The 21,576-nt window shown below is 63.9% G+C and carries 22 protein-coding genes; 9 read left to right on the top strand and 13 right to left on the bottom strand.

Annotated elements, in window-relative coordinates:
* Window positions 1-102: 102 nt before the first annotated feature.
* The 5 genes from recJ to AUL36_RS16315 all read right to left on the bottom strand — a co-directional run bounded on the left by recJ (window position 103) and on the right by AUL36_RS16315 (window position 6,158).
* Window positions 103-1,899 carry a single-stranded-DNA-specific exonuclease RecJ gene (recJ, locus tag AUL36_RS16335; protein WP_062222458.1) on the bottom strand — a complete coding sequence of 599 codons (1,797 nt, stop codon included), beginning with the start codon at window positions 1,897-1,899 and terminating at the stop codon, window positions 103-105.
* A 75-nt stretch (window positions 1,900-1,974) separates the two neighbouring features.
* Window positions 1,975-2,964: a class II fructose-bisphosphatase gene (gene glpX / locus AUL36_RS16330; RefSeq protein ID WP_058602126.1), complete on the bottom strand. Its 990-nt coding sequence runs from the start codon at window positions 2,962-2,964 to the stop codon at window positions 1,975-1,977.
* 85 nt (window positions 2,965-3,049) lie between these two features.
* Window positions 3,050-4,354, bottom strand: coding sequence for a homoserine dehydrogenase (locus tag AUL36_RS16325; protein ID WP_062222456.1), 1,305 nt, complete (start codon window positions 4,352-4,354; stop codon window positions 3,050-3,052).
* A 52-nt stretch (window positions 4,355-4,406) separates the two neighbouring features.
* On the bottom strand, window positions 4,407-5,618 hold the full coding sequence (locus AUL36_RS16320; protein WP_062222454.1) for an LL-diaminopimelate aminotransferase: 1,212 nt from the start codon (window positions 5,616-5,618) through the stop codon (window positions 4,407-4,409).
* A 129-nt stretch (window positions 5,619-5,747) separates the two neighbouring features.
* Window positions 5,748-6,158 (bottom strand): hypothetical protein, encoded by a 411-nt coding sequence (locus AUL36_RS16315; protein ID WP_153003878.1) that lies wholly within the window; start codon window positions 6,156-6,158, stop codon window positions 5,748-5,750.
* Between the two features lie 175 nt (window positions 6,159-6,333).
* Here AUL36_RS16315 and phaC point away from each other — a divergent pair, with 175 nt between their 5' ends.
* The 3 genes from phaC (at window position 6,334) to radC (ending at window position 9,925) form a co-directional block, all read left to right on the top strand.
* Window positions 6,334-8,142, top strand: coding sequence for a class I poly(R)-hydroxyalkanoic acid synthase (gene phaC / locus AUL36_RS16310; protein ID WP_062222453.1), 1,809 nt, complete (start codon window positions 6,334-6,336; stop codon window positions 8,140-8,142).
* Between the two features lie 132 nt (window positions 8,143-8,274).
* Window positions 8,275-9,126, top strand: coding sequence for a type I methionyl aminopeptidase (gene map / locus AUL36_RS16305; protein ID WP_058635372.1), 852 nt, complete (start codon window positions 8,275-8,277; stop codon window positions 9,124-9,126).
* Between the two features lie 13 nt (window positions 9,127-9,139).
* Window positions 9,140-9,925, top strand: coding sequence for a RadC family protein (gene radC, locus AUL36_RS16300; protein ID WP_062222452.1), 786 nt, complete (start codon window positions 9,140-9,142; stop codon window positions 9,923-9,925).
* On the opposite strand, the gene AUL36_RS16295 is transcribed toward radC, so the two are convergent.
* A complete protein-coding gene (locus tag AUL36_RS16295) occupies window positions 9,926-10,210 on the bottom strand; it encodes an usg protein (protein WP_062222451.1) in 285 nt (94 codons plus the stop codon).
* Window positions 10,211-10,397: 187 nt separating this feature from the next.
* On the opposite strand from AUL36_RS16295, the gene AUL36_RS16290 reads away from it, so the two are divergent.
* Window positions 10,398-10,598, top strand: a complete 201-nt coding sequence (locus AUL36_RS16290; protein ID WP_062222544.1) for a DUF2256 domain-containing protein — start codon at window positions 10,398-10,400, stop codon at window positions 10,596-10,598.
* Between the two features lie 4 nt (window positions 10,599-10,602).
* Here the strand turns inward: AUL36_RS16290 and AUL36_RS16285 are convergent, their stop codons facing one another.
* Genes AUL36_RS16285 through AUL36_RS16260 form a run of 6 tightly spaced genes read right to left on the bottom strand, consistent with a single transcriptional unit; the run spans window position 10,603 to window position 15,987 of the window.
* Window positions 10,603-12,219, bottom strand: a complete 1,617-nt coding sequence (locus AUL36_RS16285; protein WP_062222450.1) for an NTP transferase domain-containing protein — start codon at window positions 12,217-12,219, stop codon at window positions 10,603-10,605.
* Entirely contained in the window at window positions 12,216-12,923 is a 708-nt protein-coding gene (locus AUL36_RS16280) for an XdhC family protein (protein ID WP_062222448.1), read from the bottom strand. Before AUL36_RS16280 ends, AUL36_RS16285 begins: the two co-directional genes overlap by 4 nt.
* Window positions 12,923-13,252 (bottom strand): XdhC family protein, encoded by a 330-nt coding sequence (locus tag AUL36_RS16275; RefSeq protein ID WP_062222446.1) that lies wholly within the window; start codon window positions 13,250-13,252, stop codon window positions 12,923-12,925. The genes AUL36_RS16280 and AUL36_RS16275 overlap by 1 nt, the downstream gene beginning before the upstream one ends.
* Before the next feature lie 10 nt (window positions 13,253-13,262).
* Complete coding sequence (locus AUL36_RS16270; protein ID WP_062222542.1) at window positions 13,263-14,513, bottom strand: vWA domain-containing protein; 1,251 nt, start codon at window positions 14,511-14,513, stop codon at window positions 13,263-13,265.
* 4 nt (window positions 14,514-14,517) lie between these two features.
* On the bottom strand, window positions 14,518-15,438 hold the full coding sequence (locus tag AUL36_RS16265; RefSeq protein WP_156418430.1) for an AAA family ATPase: 921 nt from the start codon (window positions 15,436-15,438) through the stop codon (window positions 14,518-14,520).
* A 39-nt stretch (window positions 15,439-15,477) separates the two neighbouring features.
* Window positions 15,478-15,987 carry a flavin reductase gene (locus AUL36_RS16260; RefSeq protein ID WP_306302839.1) on the bottom strand — a complete coding sequence of 170 codons (510 nt, stop codon included), beginning with the start codon at window positions 15,985-15,987 and terminating at the stop codon, window positions 15,478-15,480.
* A 210-nt stretch (window positions 15,988-16,197) separates the two neighbouring features.
* Between AUL36_RS16260 and AUL36_RS16255 the strand changes: the two genes are divergently transcribed.
* The 5 genes from AUL36_RS16255 (at window position 16,198) to AUL36_RS16235 (ending at window position 20,428) form a co-directional block, all read left to right on the top strand.
* The gene (locus AUL36_RS16255; protein WP_244497153.1) at window positions 16,198-16,992 is read left to right on the top strand and encodes an ABC transporter ATP-binding protein; all 795 of its coding nucleotides are present in this window, start codon (window positions 16,198-16,200) and stop codon (window positions 16,990-16,992) included.
* Complete coding sequence (locus tag AUL36_RS16250; RefSeq protein ID WP_062222442.1) at window positions 16,989-17,693, top strand: ABC transporter ATP-binding protein; 705 nt, start codon at window positions 16,989-16,991, stop codon at window positions 17,691-17,693. The genes AUL36_RS16255 and AUL36_RS16250 overlap by 4 nt, the downstream gene beginning before the upstream one ends.
* Window positions 17,694-17,721: 28 nt before the next feature.
* The gene (locus AUL36_RS16245; protein ID WP_062222440.1) at window positions 17,722-18,714 is read left to right on the top strand and encodes a branched-chain amino acid ABC transporter permease; all 993 of its coding nucleotides are present in this window, start codon (window positions 17,722-17,724) and stop codon (window positions 18,712-18,714) included.
* Entirely contained in the window at window positions 18,714-20,006 is a 1,293-nt protein-coding gene (locus tag AUL36_RS16240; RefSeq protein ID WP_062222438.1) for a branched-chain amino acid ABC transporter permease, read from the top strand. The genes AUL36_RS16245 and AUL36_RS16240 overlap by 1 nt, the downstream gene beginning before the upstream one ends.
* A gap of 83 nt (window positions 20,007-20,089) precedes the next feature.
* Complete coding sequence (locus AUL36_RS16235; protein WP_062222436.1) at window positions 20,090-20,428, top strand: DUF3140 domain-containing protein; 339 nt, start codon at window positions 20,090-20,092, stop codon at window positions 20,426-20,428.
* Window positions 20,429-20,471: 43 nt separating this feature from the next.
* On the opposite strand, the gene AUL36_RS16230 is transcribed toward AUL36_RS16235, so the two are convergent.
* Window positions 20,472-21,576, bottom strand: a 1,105-nt coding sequence (locus AUL36_RS16230; protein WP_062222434.1) for an ABC transporter substrate-binding protein, incomplete at its 5' end; no start/stop codon positions are given.

Raw genomic sequence — 21,576 nt, 5'->3', positions numbered from 1 at the left:
ATCTAGTTTGTGTCTTGCGGCGTTCGCCCGACTAGGCACGCAATGGGTTCGCTCACTTTGGGCTGAGCGAGGATCGTTGGTCGATCAGGCTCCGAACCTGTGTCACTCCGACGGGATAGCCATATCTACGACCCGCATCGTCACTTTCTCACGCCCGCCATAGCGGTCCATGGACAGCGTCCCAGCCACATGGATCGCCCTGTCTCGTGACGCCATCAACGCCTCACCGAGGGGCGTCCCTTCGACCCGGAAGGCGATGGCGGACGCCTGCGCACCATCGGCAGCCTTCAATGTCATCCGAATGTGACCACCCGTCCCGACATAGGACGCCTGGATCAGGCGATGTCGCGGCAAGGCGAAAATGGGCGCGGCATGACCCGCGCCATAAGGGCCTGCCTTCTCCACCAGCGAATAGGTCTCGGACGACAGCGCCGAAGCGGACATGGCCGCGTCGATCTCAATGACATCGCTCGCCATCAGGTCCGGAACGACCTTGCCGGCCTGTTCCTCCGCCAAAGCGCGGAAGTCCCCCAGACGCGCGCGCTCGATCGTCAAACCGGCGGCCATCGCATGTCCGCCCCCTTTCACGAGAATTCCCGTCTCGACCGCGCGCCGCACAAAGCGTCCGAGATCGAAACCGGGGATCGAGCGCCCTGATCCCGTTCCACGGCCGGTCGCGTCGAAGGAAATGGCGAAAGCCGGGCGCGAGAAGCGCTCTTTGAGACGCGCTGCCAGAAGCCCGACGATTCCCGGATGCCAGTTCGCGCGGGCGGCGATCAGGACCGAGGGCCCCTCACCCGTCCCAATTTCCGTTCGAATCTCGGCCTCGGCTTCGTCCAGCATCACGCGTTCCATGGCCTGACGCTCGGCGTTCAGGAGGTTGAGTTGCTCGGCGAGCGCGCGCGCCTCCAGATCGTCCGACGTTACGAGAAGCCTTGTGCCCAAATGGGCTTCGCCGATGCGACCGCCCGCGTTGATGCGCGGGCCGAGAAGGAAGCCGAGATGGAACGTGTCGATCGGACCGGACAGGCGCGCGATTTCAGCGAGAGCCTTGATGCCCGGTTTGCGGAGATGGCGCATGGTGGCCAGCCCGCGCACCACCAGCGCCCGGTTGAATCCTTGCAGTGGCACGACGTCGCAGACCGTCGCCAAGGCAACGAGATCGAGATCGTCCATGAGGGGCGGCAGGCTGGACGGATCGTAGCCGCGACGGCGAAGTTCGCGCGATACGGCCGCGAGCGTCACGAACACCACGCCCGCCGCGCAAAGATGCCCTTGCTGCGAGAGATCGTCCTGCCGGTTCGGATTGACGATGGCATGGGCGGGCGGCAGAAGGCCGCCCGTCTGATGATGGTCGAGAACAAGCAGATCGACCCGCCGCGCGGCGACGGCCTCCAGCGCTTCGAAGCTGCCCGTACCGCAGTCGACGGTTACGATCAGCCGCGCGCCAGCGTCCATCAGGTCCCGCATGGCGTTGGGATTGGGTCCGTAACCCTCTGTCAGACGGTCGGGAATGCGCACGATGGGGTCGAGGCCGAAATGCTGGAGATAACGAGCGAGCAAGGCCGATGAAGCCGCGCCGTCCACGTCGTAGTCGCCGAAGATCGCGACCTTCTCTCGGCGGGCGATCGCGTCGGCCAGACGCGCAGCCGCCTTGTCCATATCCGTCAGGCTGGACGGGTCCGGCATGAGGTCGCGGATAGTAGGCTCCAGAAAGCGCGCCGCCTCGTCCGGTCCGACGCGCCGAGCTGCCAGAACGCGAGCCACCATATCGGGTATCGCGTGAAGCTGCGCGATCCGCGAGGCCGCCGCCTCATCTCGAAGGTTCAATGCGTGAACCCAGCGACGGCGAGACGCCGACTGCTCGACTTGAAGAAACGTTCTGTGCTCGGCGGTCATATCTGCCTATATGGGCGTGACGCGGCCATGATGATCCCCCATCGCTTTCAGCGAGCAGAAGCCATTAGCCTTGCGTCAAAGCCCGAATTTTTCGAACTCGTAATGGCGTGCGCGAATATCGCGGATCGTTCGCGTCTGCATCCGCATCACCAGCGTATGCGTCTCGATCCGCCCCTGGTGGAAGCGAACGCCGTCCAAGAGATTACCGTCGGTCACACCCGTTGCGGCAAACACGACGTCGCCCCGCACCATATCGGCCAGCCGATAGATGCGGTCGGGATCGCCGAGACCGAGCTTCTCGGCTCGGGTGCGCTTTTCGCCGGTGTTGAGTTGCAAACGACCTTCCATCTGGCCACCCATACAGGCCAAAGCCGCCGCCGCGAGAACACCCTCCGGTGCGCCGCCAATCCCCATATAGATGTCGATGCCGGTCTCTGCGGGACTGGTGGTTTGGATCACGCCCGCAATGTCCCCGTCGCCGATCAGCCGGATCGCCGCGCCGGTTTCGCGGATCGACTCGATCAGCTTCGCGTGGCGCGGGCGATCGAGAATACAGGCCGTGATCTGACCGACCGACACGCCTTTTGCGGCGGCCAGTGCGTTGAGATTGTCTGCCGGACTGCGGTCCAAACTGACAATGCCATCGGGAAAGCCCGGACCGACCGCGATCTTCTCCATATAGACATCGGGCGCGTGCATCAGGCTTCCCTGTCGCGCGATGGCGAGGATCGTCAGAGCGCCGGGCAGACTTTTGGCGCAAAGCGTCGTGCCCTCGAGCGGGTCGAGCGCCACGTCGGCCGAGAAGCCGCCGGCGCCGATCTGTTCGCCGATATAGAGCGAGGGCACTTGATCCTTCTCACCCTCGCCCACCACGATCGTGCCTTGGATGGCCAAGGCTGCCAGTTCACGCTTCATGGCATCGACGGCCGCGCGGTCGGCCGCCCGCTCGTCGCCGCGCCCGCGAAGCGTCGCGGCGGCCACGGCGGCACGCTCGGTCACACGCGCGATCTCGATCGACAGAACACGGTCGAGCGACTGCAAGTCTTCGTCCACTCGCTCCGACATCGCTTCCATCCTCCGGCTCGAGAGCTAAGGCCCGATATGTCGGCGTTCCGTTGCCGACATATGATAGGCGCTCCTGCCTTTTTTCTTAGTCCAAAGCCTCGATACGAACCATGCGGGGCTCGCTCTTGAGGTGGCCATCCTTCGAGACGGCATCGAGCGCTTTGCGAACCGCCGCTTCCGTCGTCTCATGGGTGATCAGGATGACGGGCGCGGCGTCCCGCTCGCCCGCACCGTCTCGCTTGCGCTGGACGATGGATTCCAGAGAAATCTCGTTCTCCGCCATGCGGCGCGCGATCGAGGCAAAAGCGCCGACACGATCCAGAACGCTGAGGCGGATGTAATAGCCGCCCTCATGCGCGCGCATCCGGGCCCGCTTGTAGGGCGCGAGACTTGCAGGCTCCAGACCGAAGGCCGGCATGGAAACGCCCCGCGCAGCGTCCAGAACATCCGACAGAACGGCCGAGGCCGTCGCACTGCCGCCCGCCCCCGGCCCGACCAGGAGGATCGAGCCGAGAAGATCGGTGTCTACGGCCACAGCGTTCGTCACGCCATCGACCTGAGCCAAGGCCGAATGGGCCGGGATCATGGTCGGATGAACACGCTGCTCGATGCCCGATTCCGTGCGCTGGGCGACGGCCAGAAGTTTGATGCGATAGCCGAGATCGGCCGCCGCCTCGATATCTTCGGTCGTCACCGCCTCGATGCCCTCGATGAAGATCGAATCGAGGTCGATCTCGCAGCCGAAGGCGAGCGAGGTCAGAAGCGCCAATTTGTGGGCCGCGTCGAAACCGCCGATGTCGAAGGTCGGGTCGGCCTCGGCATAGCCCAGACGCTGCGCGTCCTTCAGGCAGTCGTCGAACGCGATGCCCTCCCGCTCCATGCGCGTCAGCATGTAATTGCAGGTGCCGTTCAGAATGCCATAGACGCGGCTGACCTTGTTGCCGCGCAGGCCCTCGCGCATCGTCTTGATGATGGGGATGCCGCCAGCGGCGGCCGCCTCGAAGAAGATGGTCGTTCCTTTGCGCTGCGCCAGCTTGGCCAGTTGCACGCCATGATGGGCGAGCAACGCCTTGTTGGCGGTAACGACCGGAAGGCCACGATTCAACGCGGCCTTCACACTGTCGAAGGCAGCCCCTTCGGCCCCACCCACGAGCTCCACGAAGAGGTCGATCTCAGCATGAGACGCCAGAGCGACCGGATCGTCAAACCACTCGACCCCGGACAAATCGACGCCACGATCCTTCGAGCGATCCCGCGCGGTAACCGCGACGAGTTCGACCGGGCGCCCGGCGCGCAATGCATAGGCATCCTTGTTCGAGGCGATCAGCCGGGCGAGCGAGGCGCCGACCGTACCGAGCCCGGCAATGCCGAGCCGCATCGGGCGATCCATGATATGTCCTTGGGTCAAAGCTCTGCGAATGGGTTGCTGCAGCCGTCGCGCGTTAAGCGCCGGCTGCGGCCTTTTGGCCCTGATCCTGCTCCGTTGCAAGGAAGCGTCGCAGGTTTCGGGCGGCTTGCCGAATGCGATGCTCGTTCTCGACCAGAGCGATGCGGACGAAATCGTCGCCATATTCGCCGAAGCCGACACCCGGAGCGACCGCAACATCGGCCTTCTCGATCAGCATTTTCGAAAATTCCACCGACCCCATATGCCGGTAGGCCTCGGGGATCTGCGCCCAGGCGAACATGGTCGAGGACGGCGGCGGGACATGGAAGCCGGCGCGACCGAAGGATTCGACCAGAACGTTGCGGCGATGGCGATACACCGAGCGCACCTCTTCGATGGCCGCATCGCCGGCGTTCAGCGCGGCCGTAGCGGCCACCTGGATCGGCGTGAAGGCGCCATAGTCGAGATAGGACTTCACGCGCGCCAGAGCCGCGATCAGGCGCTCGTTGCCCACGGCGAATCCCACGCGCCAGCCGGGCATGGAGAAAGTCTTGGACATGGAGGTGAACTCGACCGTCACATCCATCGCGCCGGGTACTTCGAGGACGGAGGGCGGCGGCGCGCCGTCGAAGAAGATTTCGGCATAGGCGAGATCGGAGAGAATGATGATCTCATGCTCTTTGGCGAATTTCACGACCTCTGCGTAGAAGTCCAGCGTCGCCTCATAGGCCGTTGGGTTCGACGGATAGTTCAGGATGATCGCGATGGGCTTGGGGATCGAATGGCGCACTGCGCGGTCAATCGCCCGCAGGAAGTCCTCGTCAGGGCGGGCCGGAATTGAGCGGATCGTTCCGCCCGTCATCAGGAAGCCGAAGGCGTGGATCGGATAGGTCGGGTTCGGGCAGAGCACGACATCGCCGGGCGCGGTGATCGCCTGCGCCATATTGGCGAAGCCTTCCTTGGAGCCCAGCGTCGCGACGATCTGCGTGTTGGGATTGAGCTTCACATTGAAGCGGCGCGCGTAATAGGCGGCCTGGGCGCGGCGCAGGCCGGCAATGCCCTTGGAGGCGGAATAGCGATGGGTGCGCGGATCGCGAATCGCCTCGCAGAGCTTGTCCACCACGAAGGACGGTGTCGGCAGGTCCGGGTTGCCCATACCGAGATCGATAATATCGACGCCGCGCGCGCGAGCGGCCGCCTTCTTCTTGTTCACCTCCTCGAAGACATAGGGAGGGAGACGGCGGACTTTGTGGAATTCTTCGGTCATGGGATTTGCTTTCGAATCGGTACGGACGATCGGACGCGCTGGGCCATGGGGAGGCGCGCGTCACTGTTCACTCGCTTTGAGCGTCCGCTGAAGCCGGGCACATCGACCTTGGGTTCGGTCGGCGGCGCTCTACTGCGCCCGGCTGCTGGCGGCGTCCGCCGCCGATCCGGTGGTCGCCGCTCGAAGCCGCGCTTCGGCTTCGCTCTGCTGCTGCGCCGCGATCTGGCTGAGTTCGCCGACACGGCGCTGATAGGCGGCGTCGTTGGGTGGCGTGGCGCGTGCGGCAACATTCGCAAAACGGTCGCGCGTCGCCTGTACCTCTTCGTTCGAAACCTGCGGCGCCGCCGCCTTGGGGAATGCGCCGATCAATGGATAGCCATTTTCATCGAGCCGCTGGGCCGACGGGCCGGAGGCTGGCGCAGCGCCCAGACGCGGAAGAATGGTGGGCGTGTCGTCGCGCGGCAAAAGCGGCTGGCAGGCCGAGAGAGGCGCGCCGATAAGGGCGAGCGTCGCCGCCATTCTCAACCGTAGCATTGCCATACACCGCTTCCCGCTCCACACCGCGTTCTCTTTACCTAAACCACGCGCCCTTGGGAATGGTGCCGTTCCATCGCGTGTCTTGCTGCAATGCCGCGACGAAAACCGGAGCGGAAACGCTGGCAATCGCTGAAACGATCACCAAAACATGCTTATCTCCGACCGACGAGGAGACTTCATGAACGACCAACGCTCCGCCCCCTTCCAAGCCGGGATCGATAGTTTCCAAGGCTATGCCGTGCGCGACCCCGAGGCCTTCGCGCGCAACGCGGCGCGGATGCTCGAACATCTCGGCAAGGCGGCGGCCGCGTGGGTGGAGCCGCGCGAACGGGGCGAAGTGCGCGATGGGCCGATTAGCTACACGGACGTCGTCTCGACTCTGTCGGAGGTCGGAGACTATTGGCTGAGCGACCACCAGCGCGCGTTTCAGGCCCAGGCCAAGCTGATGTCGGGCTTCATGGGCATCTGGGCCAATTCCATGGCTCGCGCAGCGGGCCAGCCGGTTGCCCCGCCCGCGCCGGACAAACGCTTTGCCGACGAAGATTGGCAGCGCCACCCGCTCTTCGCCTTCCTGCGGGAGAGTTATGGTGTCGTCAGCGAATGGGCCAACGGCTTGGCGCAGGATGCCGAAGGGGTCGATCCGCACACGCGGCACAAGGCGATCTTCTACACCCGCGCCATCGTGAACGCGCTGTCGCCCGCCAATTTCCTCGCCACCAATCCCGAACTGTATCGCGAGACCATGGCCGAAAACGGCGAGAATCTCGTTCGCGGGATGCGCATGTTCGCAGAGGATATGGCGCGCGGCGAAGGCTTCCTGAAGCTGCGCCAGTCCTGCGAGAACAGTTTCAAAGTCGGAGAGAACGTCGCGACCACGCCCGGCAAGGTGATCGCGGAAAACGAACTGTGCCAGATCATCCAATATGCGCCGTCCACCGAGACGGTGTTCAAACGGCCGATCCTGATCTCGCCGCCCTGGATCAACCGCTTCTACATTCTCGATCTCAACGCGGAAAAATCTCTGATCCGCTGGATGGTCGAGCAGGGCCATACCGTGTTCGTGATCTCCTGGGTGAATCCGGATGCCCGGCACGCAGACAAGGACTGGCAGAACTATGTCGAGGAAGGTCTCGTCTTCGGCCTCGACACCGTTCAGCAGGTGACGGGCGAAAGCGAGGTGAATGCCGTCGGTTATTGCGTGGGTGGCACGCTTCTGGGCGCGGCGCTGCCCTATCTCAAGGCGCGAGGCGACGAGCGCATCCGCTCCGCGACCTTTCTGACGACCCAGATCGACTTTCGCCATTCGGGTGACCTCAAGGTCTTCGTGGACGAGCAGCAACTAGCCGAGCTCGAAAAGACCATGGAGCGCGGCTATCTCGAAGGTACGCGCATGGCGGCGACCTTCAATCTCCTGCGCTCGGGCGAGCTGATCTGGCCCTATGTCGTCAGCAATTATCTGAAGGGCAAAGAGCCCGCGCCGTTCGACCTTCTTTTCTGGAATGCCGACGCCACGCGCATGGCCAAGGCCAACCACCTCTTCTATCTGCGCGCCTGCTATTTCGAGAATCGGCTGGCCCGCAAGGAGATGGAGATCGGCGGCGTTCGTCTCGACCTTTCGACCATCGATCTGCCGGTCTACCATCTCGCGACCAAAGAGGATCACATCGCGCCCGCGATCAGCGTTTATGAGGGAAGCCTCGCCTTCGGCGCACCATCCACCTATGTGGTCGCCGCGTCAGGCCACATCGCCGGCGTCGTCAATCCGCCATCCAAGCAGAAGTACCGCTTCTGGACCGGGGCCGCGCCGTCGCGGGACGTGAGCTTTCAGGATTGGTGGAACACGACCGAAGAAACGCCCGGCTCTTGGTGGCCGCATTGGCAGATCTGGATCGAGCCGATGGCCGGAGAGCGTGTACCGGCGCGCGAGCCGGGCGGCGGCGTTCTCACACCGATCGAAAACGCGCCGGGGCGCTACGTCAGAGGTTGAACGAACCGATCCGGTTCCGCTCTGGCCGTCCACGCTGCCGCACAGAGCGGGCGGGGTTGAAGCCGGGGCCTATCGGTGCGACATCTCCAGAAAACACCGCCTTGTCGCGGTCTTGGATCGAATTGCTGCCCGATGACCATCTATCTTGAAGCCGAAGCCCAGCCCCTGCGCAACACCGGCTCGATCCGCCTTTACGGAGCCGAAGCATTCGAGGGGATGCGCCGCGCCTGCCTGCTGACGGCGACCTGCCTCGACAAGCTCGCCGATCTCGTGAAGCCCGGCGTCACCACGCAGGCGATCGACGATTTCGTGTTTCAGTTCGCGATGGATGCCGGTGCCTTGCCCGCGACCCTCAACTATCGCGGCTACATGAAAAGCGTCTGCACCTCGATCAATCATGTCGTGTGCCACGGTATTCCGAACGACAAGCCGCTGCGCGAAGGTGACATCGTGAATATCGACGTGACATTCATCGTCGATGGCTTCTACGGCGATTCCTCGCGTATGTATCTGGTGGGCAAGGTGAAGCGCGCGGCCGAGCGGCTTTGCGAAATCACCTATCGCTCGCTCGTTCTGGGCATTCGAGAGGTCAAGCCGGGCGGCCATATCGGCGATATCGGCGCGGCGATTCAGGATTATGCCGAGGGCGAGCGCTGCTCCGTCGTGCGCGATTTCTGCGGCCATGGCGTCGGCAAACTGTTCCACGATTCGCCCAATATCCTGCATTATGGCCGGCGCGGCGAAGGCGTGGAGATGCGTCCGGGCATGATCTTTACGATCGAACCGATGATCAATCTCGGTCGCCCGCATGTGAAGGTTCTGCCCGACGGCTGGACGGCTGTGACGCGCGACCGCAGCCTGACGGCGCAGTACGAACACACGGTCGGCGTGACCGAGGGTGGGTGCGAGGTCTTCACCTATTCTCCGGCCGGGCTCGACATGCCCGGCTTCTCGGCCGAGCGTCTGGCAGAAATCTCCGCCTGAAAGCTCGCTGCCGGTGCCGCCCCGCAAGGATCGCAAGGGACTGAATGAAGCCTCGGGCTTCCTGCCGACCGAGCTTTTTCGGACGGCCGAACCCATACCTGTCGCGCCCGCCAAACCCGCGCCCGAACCCAAGCATCATGACGGGCATCGCGACCGGCTGCGCGATCGGTTCGCGGACGCTGGCGCGACGGCTCTCGCCGACTACGAGCTTCTGGAACTCGTCCTGTTCCGCTCCATTCCGCGACGGGACGTGAAACCGATCGCCAAGGCATTGCTCCAGCGTTTCGGCACGCTGGAAGATGTGTTGAACGCGCCGATCCATCTCCTTCAGGAAGTGGACGGAATGGGTCGGTCCTCTGCCTTGGATCTTCGCATCATCGCCGCCCTCCTTCAGCGCGCCATTCGCTCCGGCCTGCGCTCGCGCGAGGTTTTGTCGTCTTGGTCGGCCGTTATCGACTATTGCTATGCGGCGATGGCGCATGAGACGCGCGAGCAGTTTCGTGTTCTCTTTCTCGACAAGAAAAACGCGCTGATCGCAGACGAGGTGCAGCAGACCGGCACGGTCGACCATACCCCAGTCTATCCGCGAGAGATCATTCGACGCGCACTGGAGCTTTCGGCTTGTGCGCTCGTGCTCGTGCACAATCACCCGTCAGGCGACCCGTCGCCGTCCAATGCCGATATCGAGATGACCAAGATCATCGTGGACACATGCCGACCGCTCGGCATCACCGTCCACGATCATCTGATCATCGGCCGCAACGGGCACACGAGTTTCAAGAGCCTGCGCCTGATGTGATCAATGCAGATGTCCGACCTCGCGCATGAGGCGGATTTCCTGCGGGCGGATGAGCCGCTCGTGCGAGATGCGAACCGAATGGATCTTCGCTTCGATTTCCCACTCCCAGTGGTCGAGAAAGCGGCGCAGGCGCGGATAGTCCGGCGCCATATCCTCGAACTGCCAGGAGAAGCTTTGCAGGAAGCTCGGATGATCCGGCATCCGGTAGAGGATCTCCGCAAAGGTCATTCCGAAGCCCGAAAGCATCTTCCGGAATTGCGGGTCGGGCACGCGTGCAGTCGGCATGTCGCATCCTTTCGCAGGCGGCGCTGAACTGCGCCTAAGACAAGGCTGCGCCCCCAAGCTTAACGAAGCCTTGCGGTTTAGCTAATTAAGAGGCCGGCACAAAATTTGTGCAACGCGAAAGGCCAACCATAGAGGTAAGTTGCCGCAGGGCGCTGGTCTCGGTCCAGCGACAGACCATCTCCGCCTCATGCCGAAAATGAAAAAGAAATCCGATCTCCCCTCCAAACTCTGCCGCGAATGCCAAAAGCCGATGGTTTGGCGCAAGGCTTGGGCGCGCACCTGGGATCAGGTTCTCTACTGCTCGGATCGCTGCCAGAAAGAGGCCAGCCGCAAACGGCATGGCGGAACGGCTCAGACGGATCGAACGACCCGCGCACCGCCGAACTGATGGATCAAGCCGGGGGGAGAATGCCTCCCGCTTGCTCCATCAGTTCGGGCGTATCGACGTCGAACGAGGCGGCGGGGCCGATGTCGATCTCGCGAACGATGTCGTGATGCTGCTGCACGAGTTGTCTCGCACCGACATCGCCCTCGAGTCTGGCGATGTCATTGCGGAAATCACTCGACAGAATCACGGGATTGGCGCGTCGCTCTCCGTCGCAGGCCAGAACGATCGAACCTTCGCCGGAGGGTTCGAAGGCTGCGATCAGCGTGTCGAGATGGGAGGACGTCAGAAGGGGCTGATCGGCAAGCATGACGAGGACGCCATCGGCATCCTGGGAGGCGGCTTCGAAGCCGCGTTTGAGCGAGGTCGATAGGCCTTCGGCATAATCGGGGTTGTCGTGTAGCACGACGTCCAGCCCTTCGATCGCGCGCCTCAACTCGCTCGACCTGTGACCCAGAACGACGTGGACCGATACCGCGCCGCACGCCAGCGCCGTTTCCACGGAGCGGCGAAGGAGCGGCTGACCATCGAACCTCGCGAGGAGTTTGTTCGGCCCGCCCATGCGACTGGAGCGGCCTGCCGCTAGGACGACGATCGCGACCCTCGGGGTACGGGCCTCCAAGCGATTGATCTCGCGAGGCTGCGGGCGCGAGGCGATTTCCATCAGCAGGCCTCCCACGCCAAGACCCGTCAACTCCCGCGACGAGACGGGAAGATCGGCCAACAAGCGGTCGAGAACCCAGTCGAATCCGTTCTCACGCGGACTGCGCGCGCAGCCCGGTGCGCCGATGACGATCCGCTCTCCAAGATGCCCCAGCAGCAGGAGATTGCCGGGATCGACGGGCATACCGAGGTGATCGACTTGGCCGCCGGCCAGCCGGATCGCAGCCGGGATGACATCATCCTCGTCGATCACGGCCGAAGCCCCGAAGACGATTGTCATCGCTTCGTCCGGGTGAGCCTGCGAGAGGGCTCGCCTCAATTCGTTTTCGTCATGCCCGACCCGCCCCTCCCGCAGGATATTCGAGCCCGTTCGCTTCAACCGTTCAGCCAGCACGGAGGCTGTCTTGTCGAGAATGCTGGGCTTCATCCCTGGAAGAACGGTCTGCACCAAGCCGACGCCGCGCCCGCGAAACGGCGCGAGGCGGAACGCCGCCTCGCCGGCCAGCAAGTCGGCGACCTGCTCGACCGTAGCACGCGGCACGGCCAGCGGAATGATCTTCACCGTCGCGACCATGCGGCCGGCCTCGACGCTCGCGAAATCGTCGAGCGTCGCGAGCGTGATGCCGGGATGAACGCGGTTGATCGCATTCACCAGACGGCGATCGGCGAGAAACACCCCGGCCTCGCCCGCGAAGAGATTGGCTCGGCCCGTGGCGGCCGGCGCCGCGCCGATCTCGTCGCTCGCCAGGGCGTCGGCAATCGTGGCGGCGGCCTCGTCTTCGGGCAGATCGTCTGGACCAAGCCGTGCGACGATGACGCGATCGATCCCGGCCGCCAGAAGACGCTCCACATCATCTGACGTCAGACACCGCCCCTTGGGCAGTTTGCTGCCGCCGACCTGCGTCGCGTGGGCGAGAATGCAGCCTTGAGCTGACCGACTCTCGACCGGCCCGAACTTCACGACGCCTCCGTTTCGCCGCGCCGCTCGGCGTGCATCTTCCGCTTGCGAAAAGCGGAAATAACCGAGCCGAGGATCGCCACCGCAATTTCGGCGGGCGTCGAAGCACCGATGTCGAGCCCGATCGGCGCTTCGATCCGAGCCGTCTTATGGTCCGGCAGCCCCGCTGCGGCCAGCCGCTCCAGCCGTTTGGCATGGGTCTTCCGGCTTCCCAGCGCGCCGATATAGAAACAGCCGGCCTTGATCGCTTCGATCAGTGGCAAATCATCGATCTTGGGATCGTGCGTCACGGCCACCAGCGCGCAATAGGAATCGAGCGGCCGATCCTTCAGGACGAGGTCAGGCCATTCGGCTTGGAGGCGAACGCCAGGAAAGCGCTCGGGTGTCGCGAACGCCGTGCGCGGGTCGATGATCTCGATGTCGAACCCCGCGAGTTCCGCCATGGGCACCAAGGCCTGCGAGATATGCGCCGCCCCGATCACGACGATGCGCGGTGGAGGCAGATGCACGTTCAGGAAGAGGTCATCGCCCCGCCGCCCAGACTTTCCACTTCGAAGTGCTTTCGAAAGGTCCGGCGCGAGATCGTCCGCTTCGACCTCGGCCTCGCGAACGAGGCGCTGCGCGCCGCTGGTCAGATCCGTGACCAGAATGCAGGCGCGGCGAGCGAGGCGCTCTTCGTTCAAGGCCTTGAGAAGCGCGAGATCCATCAGGCCACCTTCTCGACATAGACGCAGATGCGCCCGCCGCAGGACAGGCCAACCCGCCAGGCTGTTTCGTCCGCCACGCCGAATTCCAGCATGCGTGGCGCGCCGGTTTCAATCACGTCCAGCGCTTCCGCCACCACCGCGCCTTCGACACAGCCGCCGGAAACGGACCCGGCGAAGTCCCCGGCGGCATCGATCACCAGATGGCTCCCAACGGGTCTCGGCGCCGAGCCCCAGGTTTCCACGACGGTGGCCAAGGCGACGCCGGGCCCGTCCCGGCTCCAGTCTTCGGCGATTTGCAGGACGTCGCTCAATGCATGCAGCGTTTCCATCGTCTCGTCCTCAAGCCATCTCGCGGTTCAACGGATCGGAGCGCAACCAGTGCTGCGGCGATAGGTGGCCGCGATTCGCCCGGTTTTCCGTTAGAGCTTGGCAGAGCGCATCCAACGAGGCGACGGAGTGGGCGGGGCGAAACTCATCGACATGCGGCAGCATCGCCCTCATTCCCTTGGCCTTGGCCTCGAACCCGTCGAACCGCAGCAGCGGGTTCAGCCAGATGAGCCGACGGGAGGACAAATGGAGCCGCACCATCGCCTCTTCCAGTCGTTCCGTCTGATCGCGTTCCAAACCATCGGTGATCAGTAGCACCGTCGCGCCGCCGGACAGGACGCGGCGCGACCAAACCTTGTTGAAGATTTCCAAAGCCTCGCCGATCCTTGTTCCGCCCGACCAGTCCCGCACGGCCGATGCCGCACGATCGACCGCTTCATCCGGGTCGCGGCGGGTCAGTTCGCGCGTGATATTGGTCAGCCGCGTCCCAAACAGAAACGTATGGACACGCCGGCGATGCGCTGTGATCGCGTGAAAGAAATGCAGGAACAGCCGGCTATACTGGCTCATGGAGCCGGAAATATCGGCGAGCACCACGAGTGGCGGCGGACGCGTTCGGGCGGTTCGCCATTTCGGTAGAAGCAAGGCGCCGCCGGTTCGCACGCTGGCGCGCAGGCTTTCGCGCATATCGATCCGCTCGCCATGAGGAGCCGGGCGGAAGCGGCGTGTACGCCGCTCGTCGCCCGAGAAGGCGATGCGGCGCACGGCTCGCTTGGCGTCCTCCAGCTCCGCCGCCGTCATCTGCGCGAAATCCTTGGTTCGCAGCACGTCGTCACCCGACATGGAAAAACGCGCGTCGATGTCGAGAATGGGCTTCTCACGCGGGGCTCCGGGCTGTGCTTCCTGAGAGAAAGCGTCAGCGGCCCGTTGCGCCCCCGCCCGCTTCTCGGCCGGCCGTGCTGGGGCACGACCGGAAAACAGAGCCAGCATTTTTTCGATCAGCTGGCGCGACCGCCAGAACGTGTCGAAGACTTCCGCGAAGACAGTGCTGTCCTCGCGCCGATGCACGAAAACGGAATGCAGAACCCAATAGACATCCTCGCGCGAGCCGATCCCGCCGAGGCGGAGCGCCTCGATCGCGTCCAGCGTTTCGGCCGGCCCGGTCTTCAAGCCCGCACGGCGTAGCGCCCGAGCGAAATGGACGATGTTGTCGCCGAAGCGGCCGCCATCCGGGTTGGTGCCTAAGTCGCCCGTCGCTGGCATGTCGTCAGCCGACTGCCAGTTCACGCTTCACCGCATTCAGGATTTCGCGGCCCTCGCCCTTCTCGATCCGTGCAATGTCGTCTTGATATTTCAGGAGAACCCCGAGCGTGTCGGAGACCAGCGACGGATCGAGCGCGATGGCATCGAGTTCGGTCAGCGCGGTGGCCCAGTCGATCGTCTCGGCCACGCCCGGCGATTTGAAGAGATCGGCCGCGCGCAGCTTCTGCACGTAGCTGACGATCTCGCGGGAGAGATCATCGCTCGCGCCGGGTGCCTTCAACCTGATAATCGCCAGTTCCCGCTCGGCGCTGGGATAATCGACCCAATGATACAGGCAGCGCCGCTTCAGCGCGTCGTGGATCTCACGCGTGCGGTTGGTCGTGATGATAACGATCGGCGGCTCTTGCGCCCGGATCGTCCCGAATTCGGGAATGCTCACCTGATGGTCGGATAAAACCTCAAGCAGAAAGGCTTCGAAGGCTTCGTCCGTTCGGTCGAGCTCATCGATGAGCAGAACCGGCGTACGGCCCGCTTCGCCTTCGAGCGCCTGGAGGACGGGCCGGCGGATCAGGAAACGTTCGGAGAAAATATCCGCCCGAAGCGCCTCGCTCGTGGCATCGCCGGCCACCTCGCGCAGCCGGATTTCGATCATCTGCGCGGCGTGGTTCCATTCGTAGACGGCGGACGAGAGGTCGAGCCCTTCATAGCACTGGAGACGGATCAGCGGGCGGTCTAACGCCTTCGACAGAACTTTGGCGAGTTCGGTCTTGCCGACACCCGCCTCCCCTTCAAGAAACAAGGGGCGACCCATCCTAAGCGCCAGAAACAGAACCGTCGCCAACGAGCGATCGGCCACATAGTCCGCAGCCGCCAGGAGTTCGATGGTCTCATCGATATGGGCCGGCAGATCACTCACGGTCTTCATCCTCCCAGATGACAGTGGCTTCGCCCGCGCGGAACCGTTTCAGAGGCTATGATACCTTCGCGCGCGATACAAAAGGCTGTTGCCGGCGGTCGGCTCCCCGATGGCCAGAACCTCGCCGACGATCACGCGGTGCGTAGCAACCGGGCGGCTGTCGATCACGCGGCAATCGAAGCTGATCAGCGCATCCATGAGAACGGGTGCATCCGTGACGAGACGCGTCCAGCGCCCTGCGGCAAATCGCGCTTCGAGCTCCAACTGGCCTTCTCCCGCGAAGGCGCGCGCGACCGGCTCGTTATGGGATGCCAGAAGATTGACCGCAAAGACGCCGTTCTGGTCGAAGCGCGTGTTCGCCAGACTGGTTTGGTTCAAGCAGAAGAGAACCGTCGGCGGTTCGTCCGAGACGGAACAGACCGACGTCACCGTCACGCCTCGTCGGCCGGCCGGACCATCCGTCGTCACAAGACAGACCGGCGCGGCGAAATGGCTCATCGCCTCCCGGAAATGCACGCGGTCGGCAGGGGGATGAGAGGCGACACCGGACTTCAACACAAGGCTTTTCCCAGAGCTTCCCGACTCGCGGAGGATGCAAGTCGTCCGCTTTAGATAGAAGAGTCTGTTGAAGAATGAATGGCCCTGCGCCCGGTCCTTTCGCGGTCGTTCGAGATTTGACAAATCACCGGCATCGCGTATGGGGGCCGCTTCGCCTTTCATCGTCGCATCACATGCGCCCGCCGAACGGAGCGACCCGTCATGGCTCCAATGATCGAAGTCAAGAACGTCACCCGTCGCTTCGGCGGCTTCGTGGCGGTCAACGATTGCAATCTTTCCGTCGAGAAGGGAAGCATCACCGGGCTGATCGGGCCGAACGGTGCCGGTAAGTCGACCCTGTTCAACATGGTGGCCGGCAATCTGGAGCCGAGTTCGGGCGCCATCTTTCTGGATGGTCGGGAGATCACGGGCCTGAAGCCGCATCAGCTTTTCGGCCGTGGCCTCCTGCGCACCTTCCAGATCGCCCATGAGTTCTCGCGCCTGACCGTTCTGGAAAACCTGATGATGGTGCCGGCGGGCCAGCCCGGCGAGAACCTGTTCGACGCCTGGTTTCGCGGTCGCAAGGTGCGAGAGTTTGAGCGAGGCGTGCGCGAGCGCGCCAATGAGGTCGTGGACTTTCTCCAGATCGGCCATGTGCAAAACGAGCTGGCCGGCAATCTCTCTGGCGGCCAGAAGAAGCTGGTCGAACTCGGCCGGACCATGATGGTGGATGCCAAGGTCGTGCTGCTCGACGAAATCGCCGCCGGCGTGAACCGCACGCTTCTGAACGACCTCGCCAGCAATATCGAACGGCTTAACCGCGAGCGCGGCTACACGTTCTTCGTCATCGAGCACGATATGGACCTGATCGGCCGCCTCTGCGACCCCGTCGTCGTCATGGCGGCCGGATCGGTCATGATGAAGGGCTCGCTCGCCGAGATCCAGGCCGACGAGCGTGTGGTGGAAGCCTATTTCGGCGGCTCACCCACGGGACACGCCACCAGCCTGCCCGGAGCCACGGCATGAGCCTTCTTTCGGTTCGCGGCGTCGTCGCCGGCTATGGCGCGGCCACCATCCTGAACGGTGTCGACATTTCGCTGGAAGCGGGCGAGATCGGCGTTATCGTCGGACCCAACGGCGCGGGCAAGTCCACGACTCTCAAAGCCATTTTCGGCCTGCTGCGCGTGTCCTCCGGCTCCATCACCTTCGACGGGCAGGACATCACCAACCGCCCGACCGAGAGCCTCAGCGCTCTCCGCATGGCCTTCGTGCCGCAGGAGCACAATGTCTTTCGGACATTGAGTGTGCACGAAAACCTGGAAATGGGCGCCTATGTCCGCAAGGATGACGTGTCTGCCCTTCTCGATCGCGTCTACGAGATCTTCCCGCCGCTGAAGGCCAAGCAAAACCAGCCGGCGGGCGAGTTGTCGGGCGGCCAGCGCCAGATGGTGGCGGTTGGTCGCGCGCTGATGATCGATCCCAAGCTGATCCTTCTGGACGAGCCGACGGCCGGCCTATCACCGCTCTTCATGAGCGAAATCTTCGATCGCATCCTCGCCATCAACGCGACCGGCGTGACCGTCGCGATGGTGGAGCAGAACGCCAAGCAGGCGCTGGGGATCGCGCACAAGGGTTTCGTGCTCGCCGGCGGGCGCAATCGATTCACCGATAGCGGCGCGGCGCTTCTCGCCGATCCCGACGTCGCGAAATCCTTCCTCGGCGGCTGACGCCAGCATCAAGACAACGGGGCCAGCCGTGGACGAGCTGATCTTCTTCATCAATCGCGGCGTGGTCGGCGGGCTGATCATCGGCTCGGTCTATGCGCTGGGCGCGGTCGGCGTGACGCTGATCTTCGGCATCCTGCGCTTTGCGCATTTCGCCCATGGCGACATGATGACCGCGAGCGCCTTCATCGCGCTGGCACTGGCAGGCCTTCTTTCGACGCTCGGCGTCAGCCTGCCCATTCCGCTTGTACTGGCGCTCTTGCCTGTCGTGATGGGGCTGACGGCGCTATTCGCCATCGGGCTGGACAAGGCCTTCTATCAGCCGCTGCGCCGGCGCGGGGCGAAGCCGGTCGTGCTGGTCATGGCGTCGATCGGCGTCACGCTGATGCTCCAAGGCGTGATCCGCCTGTTCGGCGGCACCGGCTCGCGCGACATGTATCTGGAGGCTCCCAAGGCGATCTATCGCATCCCGACCGGCGGACGCCCCATCATTCTAACCGAGCCGCAGCTGGTGCTGATCGCGCTCACCGTTCTCTCGGTCATCGCGCTGCATCTGTTTCTGACGCGCTCGCGCCTTGGCAAGGCCATGCGCGCCGTCTCGGACAATCCCGATCTGGCGCGCGTGACGGGCATTCCGATCGAGCGTGTCGTCAAGGCGACCTGGGCGATCGGTGGAGGCCTCGCCGCCATCGCGGGGACGATGCTGGCGATGGACGTGCAGCTGAAGCCCGACCTCGCCTACAACATCCTGCTGCCGATCTTCGCCGCTGCCATCGTCGGCGGCATCGGCCAGCCCTATGGCGCGATCGCGGGCGGCTATCTCATCGGCTTTGCCGAGACGCTGGCGGTCTTCAACTTCTCGGTTCTACTGCGGCCCTTCCGCGATTGGCTTCCAGCCGGCACGGAAATCCCGGCGAGCCTCGCCATGGTTCCGACGGAATATCGGCTCGTCGTGCCCTTCTTCATCCTTGTGGCTGTTCTGATCTACAGGCCGACTGGCATCTTCAAGGGACGGGTGTTCTGATGACCGATGCTTCTGTCTCCCGTGCTCACCCGGCCAGCGGGCTTCGCCGCGAAATCCTGCTCGTCGCAGCGCTCCTGGCGCTCGTGCTTCTCATCTATGCGCTGCAAGGCTCGGCCTATGCGACGCGGATGCTCGTGGAAGCGGCCGCCTACGCGATCATTGCTGTCGGCCTGAACATCCAGTGGGGCTATGCCGGCCTCTTCAATGTCGGCATCATGGGCTTCATCGTCGCCGGCGCGGCGGCCTCGGTCCTCATGACCTTTCCGGTCAACCCGGCCTTCTGGGCGGGCACGGGCGCGCCGATGCTGGGCGAGGCGCTGGTTTGGTTGATCGGCGCGGTGGCGCTTGTCGCCCTCGTGTCGCAGGCGAGGCGCATCGGTGTGCCGAAGGGGCTCGCCACTGCCTTGACGCTAGCGACGGCGGCCATCGCCTTCATGCTGGTCTCAGCGAAGTTCGACCCGGCCACCACGGCCATCGAAGCCGAGGCTGGCTTTATCGGCGGCTTCGGCTTGCCTGTCGCGGTCGGGTGGATCGCGGCTGGCATCGTCGCGGGGGGCATCGCCTTCGTGATCGGCAAGATCTGCCTCGGTCTGCGCGCCGATTACCTCGCGATCGCGACGCTCGGCATCGCGCAGATCATCAAGACCTTTCTCAAGAATGCCGACTGGCTGACACGCGGCACGCTCACCGTCTCGCCCCTGCCCTGGCCCGTGCCGACGCCGAACGAGATCGGTTTCCTCTGGGCGCGCAGCCTCTATCTCGCGCTGACGGCTCTGATCCTGATCGTGGTCACGCTGCTTCTGGAACGTGCCTACCGCGCCCCTTGGGGGCGTATGATGCGCGCCATCCGGGACAACGAGGCGGCGGCAAGTTCGATGGGCAAGAACGTGGACGGGCGGCGGATGGAAATCTTTGTTCTCGGCGCCATGCTCATGGGTCTCGGCGGCGCGATCCTCGTTCATTTCACCTCGATCTTCGATCCGTCCGGCTTCGTGGACCTGAACCACACGTTCCTGATCTGGGTGATGGTGATCCTTGGCGGCGCGGGCAACAATCGAGGCGCGATCTTCGGCGCGGTCTTCGTCTACATCGTCTGGACCATGTCGGAGCCGGCCGCCCTGTCGCTCTTCGCCTTGGCGCGCGATTGGGGCTCGTCCTGGTTCGGCTGGGTCCCGCCCGCCGATCTCGACTCGCGCGCGCTGCAGATGCGCGTCTTCGTTATCGGCCTCACCATCACGCTCGTCCTGCGCTTTGCGCCTGATGGGGTTCTGCCCGAACGGCTGCGACACTAGATCAGGCAGATGCGGCGGCTGTCCCGGAACCGCCGCCGCATCATCCCGTTGCGCCAGCCAAGATCGGGCAACGGAGCAGAGCCATGGCGACAGATGACCATCAGGAGATTTGGGACGAGTTTCGTTCGCTGGTGAATATGACGCCGAGCGAACTCGAAAAATGGCTGGACTCCGCAGAGTCGAAAGAGGTCGGCCAGAAGGGCGAGTCGGGCGGTGAGTCCGTCGGCCATAAGTCCGGCCATGCGATCATCGAGATCAAACACACCAAGAAAGCCGATCTGACGGACGATCAGTGGGCGCATATGCAGAAGGTCATCGGCTACATCAAACGCCATTCGAAGCAGAAGCCCAAGGGCGACATCAAAGATACGAACTGGCGTTATTCACTGATGAACTGGGGCCACGACCCCTTGAAGGATTGAGAAAAAGGCCGCGTCCGATTTCGCGGACAGGGCCTTCTTAATCTTACTGCGCGGGACCGACCGGAACGATTTTACCGTCCTTGACGGTAACCTCGTCATAGGAGCCCGGCACGTCGCCATTGGCGTCGAACTCAAGCGAGCCGGACGCGCCCTCGTAATTGACCTTCTGGCCGGCATCGATCAGCGCTTTGGCCTTCTTCCATTCGCCGGGCAGGATGACCTCGCCGGAATTGCTAGTCACCTCGCGCAACGCCGCCGACAGGCCGTCGCGGCTTCCCCCGGTCTTTTCGAGCGCCAGAAGCAGGGCGAAGGTCGCGTCGTAGGAGGTTGCGGCATAGGTTGCCGCCGGGTCGAGATTGGCCGCCTTCGCCGCTTCCGCGAACTTCGCCGCGCCCGCTGCCGCACTGCCACCCGGCCGGGTCAGGATCAGCTTCTCGTCGCCGCCGCTGACATTGGTCAGCGCCGCGCCGACCATGCCGTCGCCGCCGATAAAGGTTGAGAAGTCGCCGGTCTCGCGGGCCTGCGAAACGATGCGCCCGCCCGAGCCATCGACATAGGCGAGAACGACGAGCGCCGGCGCGCCCGAAGACGCCAGCGAGCCGATCTCGGCGCGATAATCGGCTTTGCCGTCCTCATGCGCTTCGGAGGCCAGCACCTTGCCGCCTGCCGCCTCGAAGGCGGTCTTGAAGGACTGGGCGAAGCCGGTGCCATAATCGTTGTTCACATAGGTGACGGCGACTTCGTTGATGCCGTTCTTCTTGACGACGCGCGCCAGAACCTCACCCTGATAGGCGTCGGAGGGCGCTGTGCGGAAGACAAGATCCTTGTCCTTCAACGCCGAAACAGCGGGCGAGGTCGAGGCCGGCGAGACCATGACGACGCCGCCCGGAATAGCCGCCGCATTGGCCGCCGCGATGGTCGCACCCGAGCACATGGCGCCGACGATGCCCGCCACCTTTTCCGAGTTCACCTGACGGTCGGCAGCGTCGGAAGCGCGGGCCGCGTCGATGCAGCCATCGTCGCCGATAACCATCTCGACCTTCGCGCCATTCTTGCCGATGCCGCCCTGCTCGTTCACCTCGGCAATTGCGAGCTTGGCCGCATTGGTGATCGGTGGCATGAGGCTCTCGATCGGCCCTGTGATGCCG

This window comes from Aureimonas sp. D3, assembly GCF_001463805.1.
Lineage (GTDB): Bacteria > Pseudomonadota > Alphaproteobacteria > Rhizobiales > Rhizobiaceae > Aureimonas > Aureimonas ureilytica_A.
Note: the sequence above shows the minus strand (reverse complement) of the source record. Positions and strands in the feature narration are given on the sequence as shown.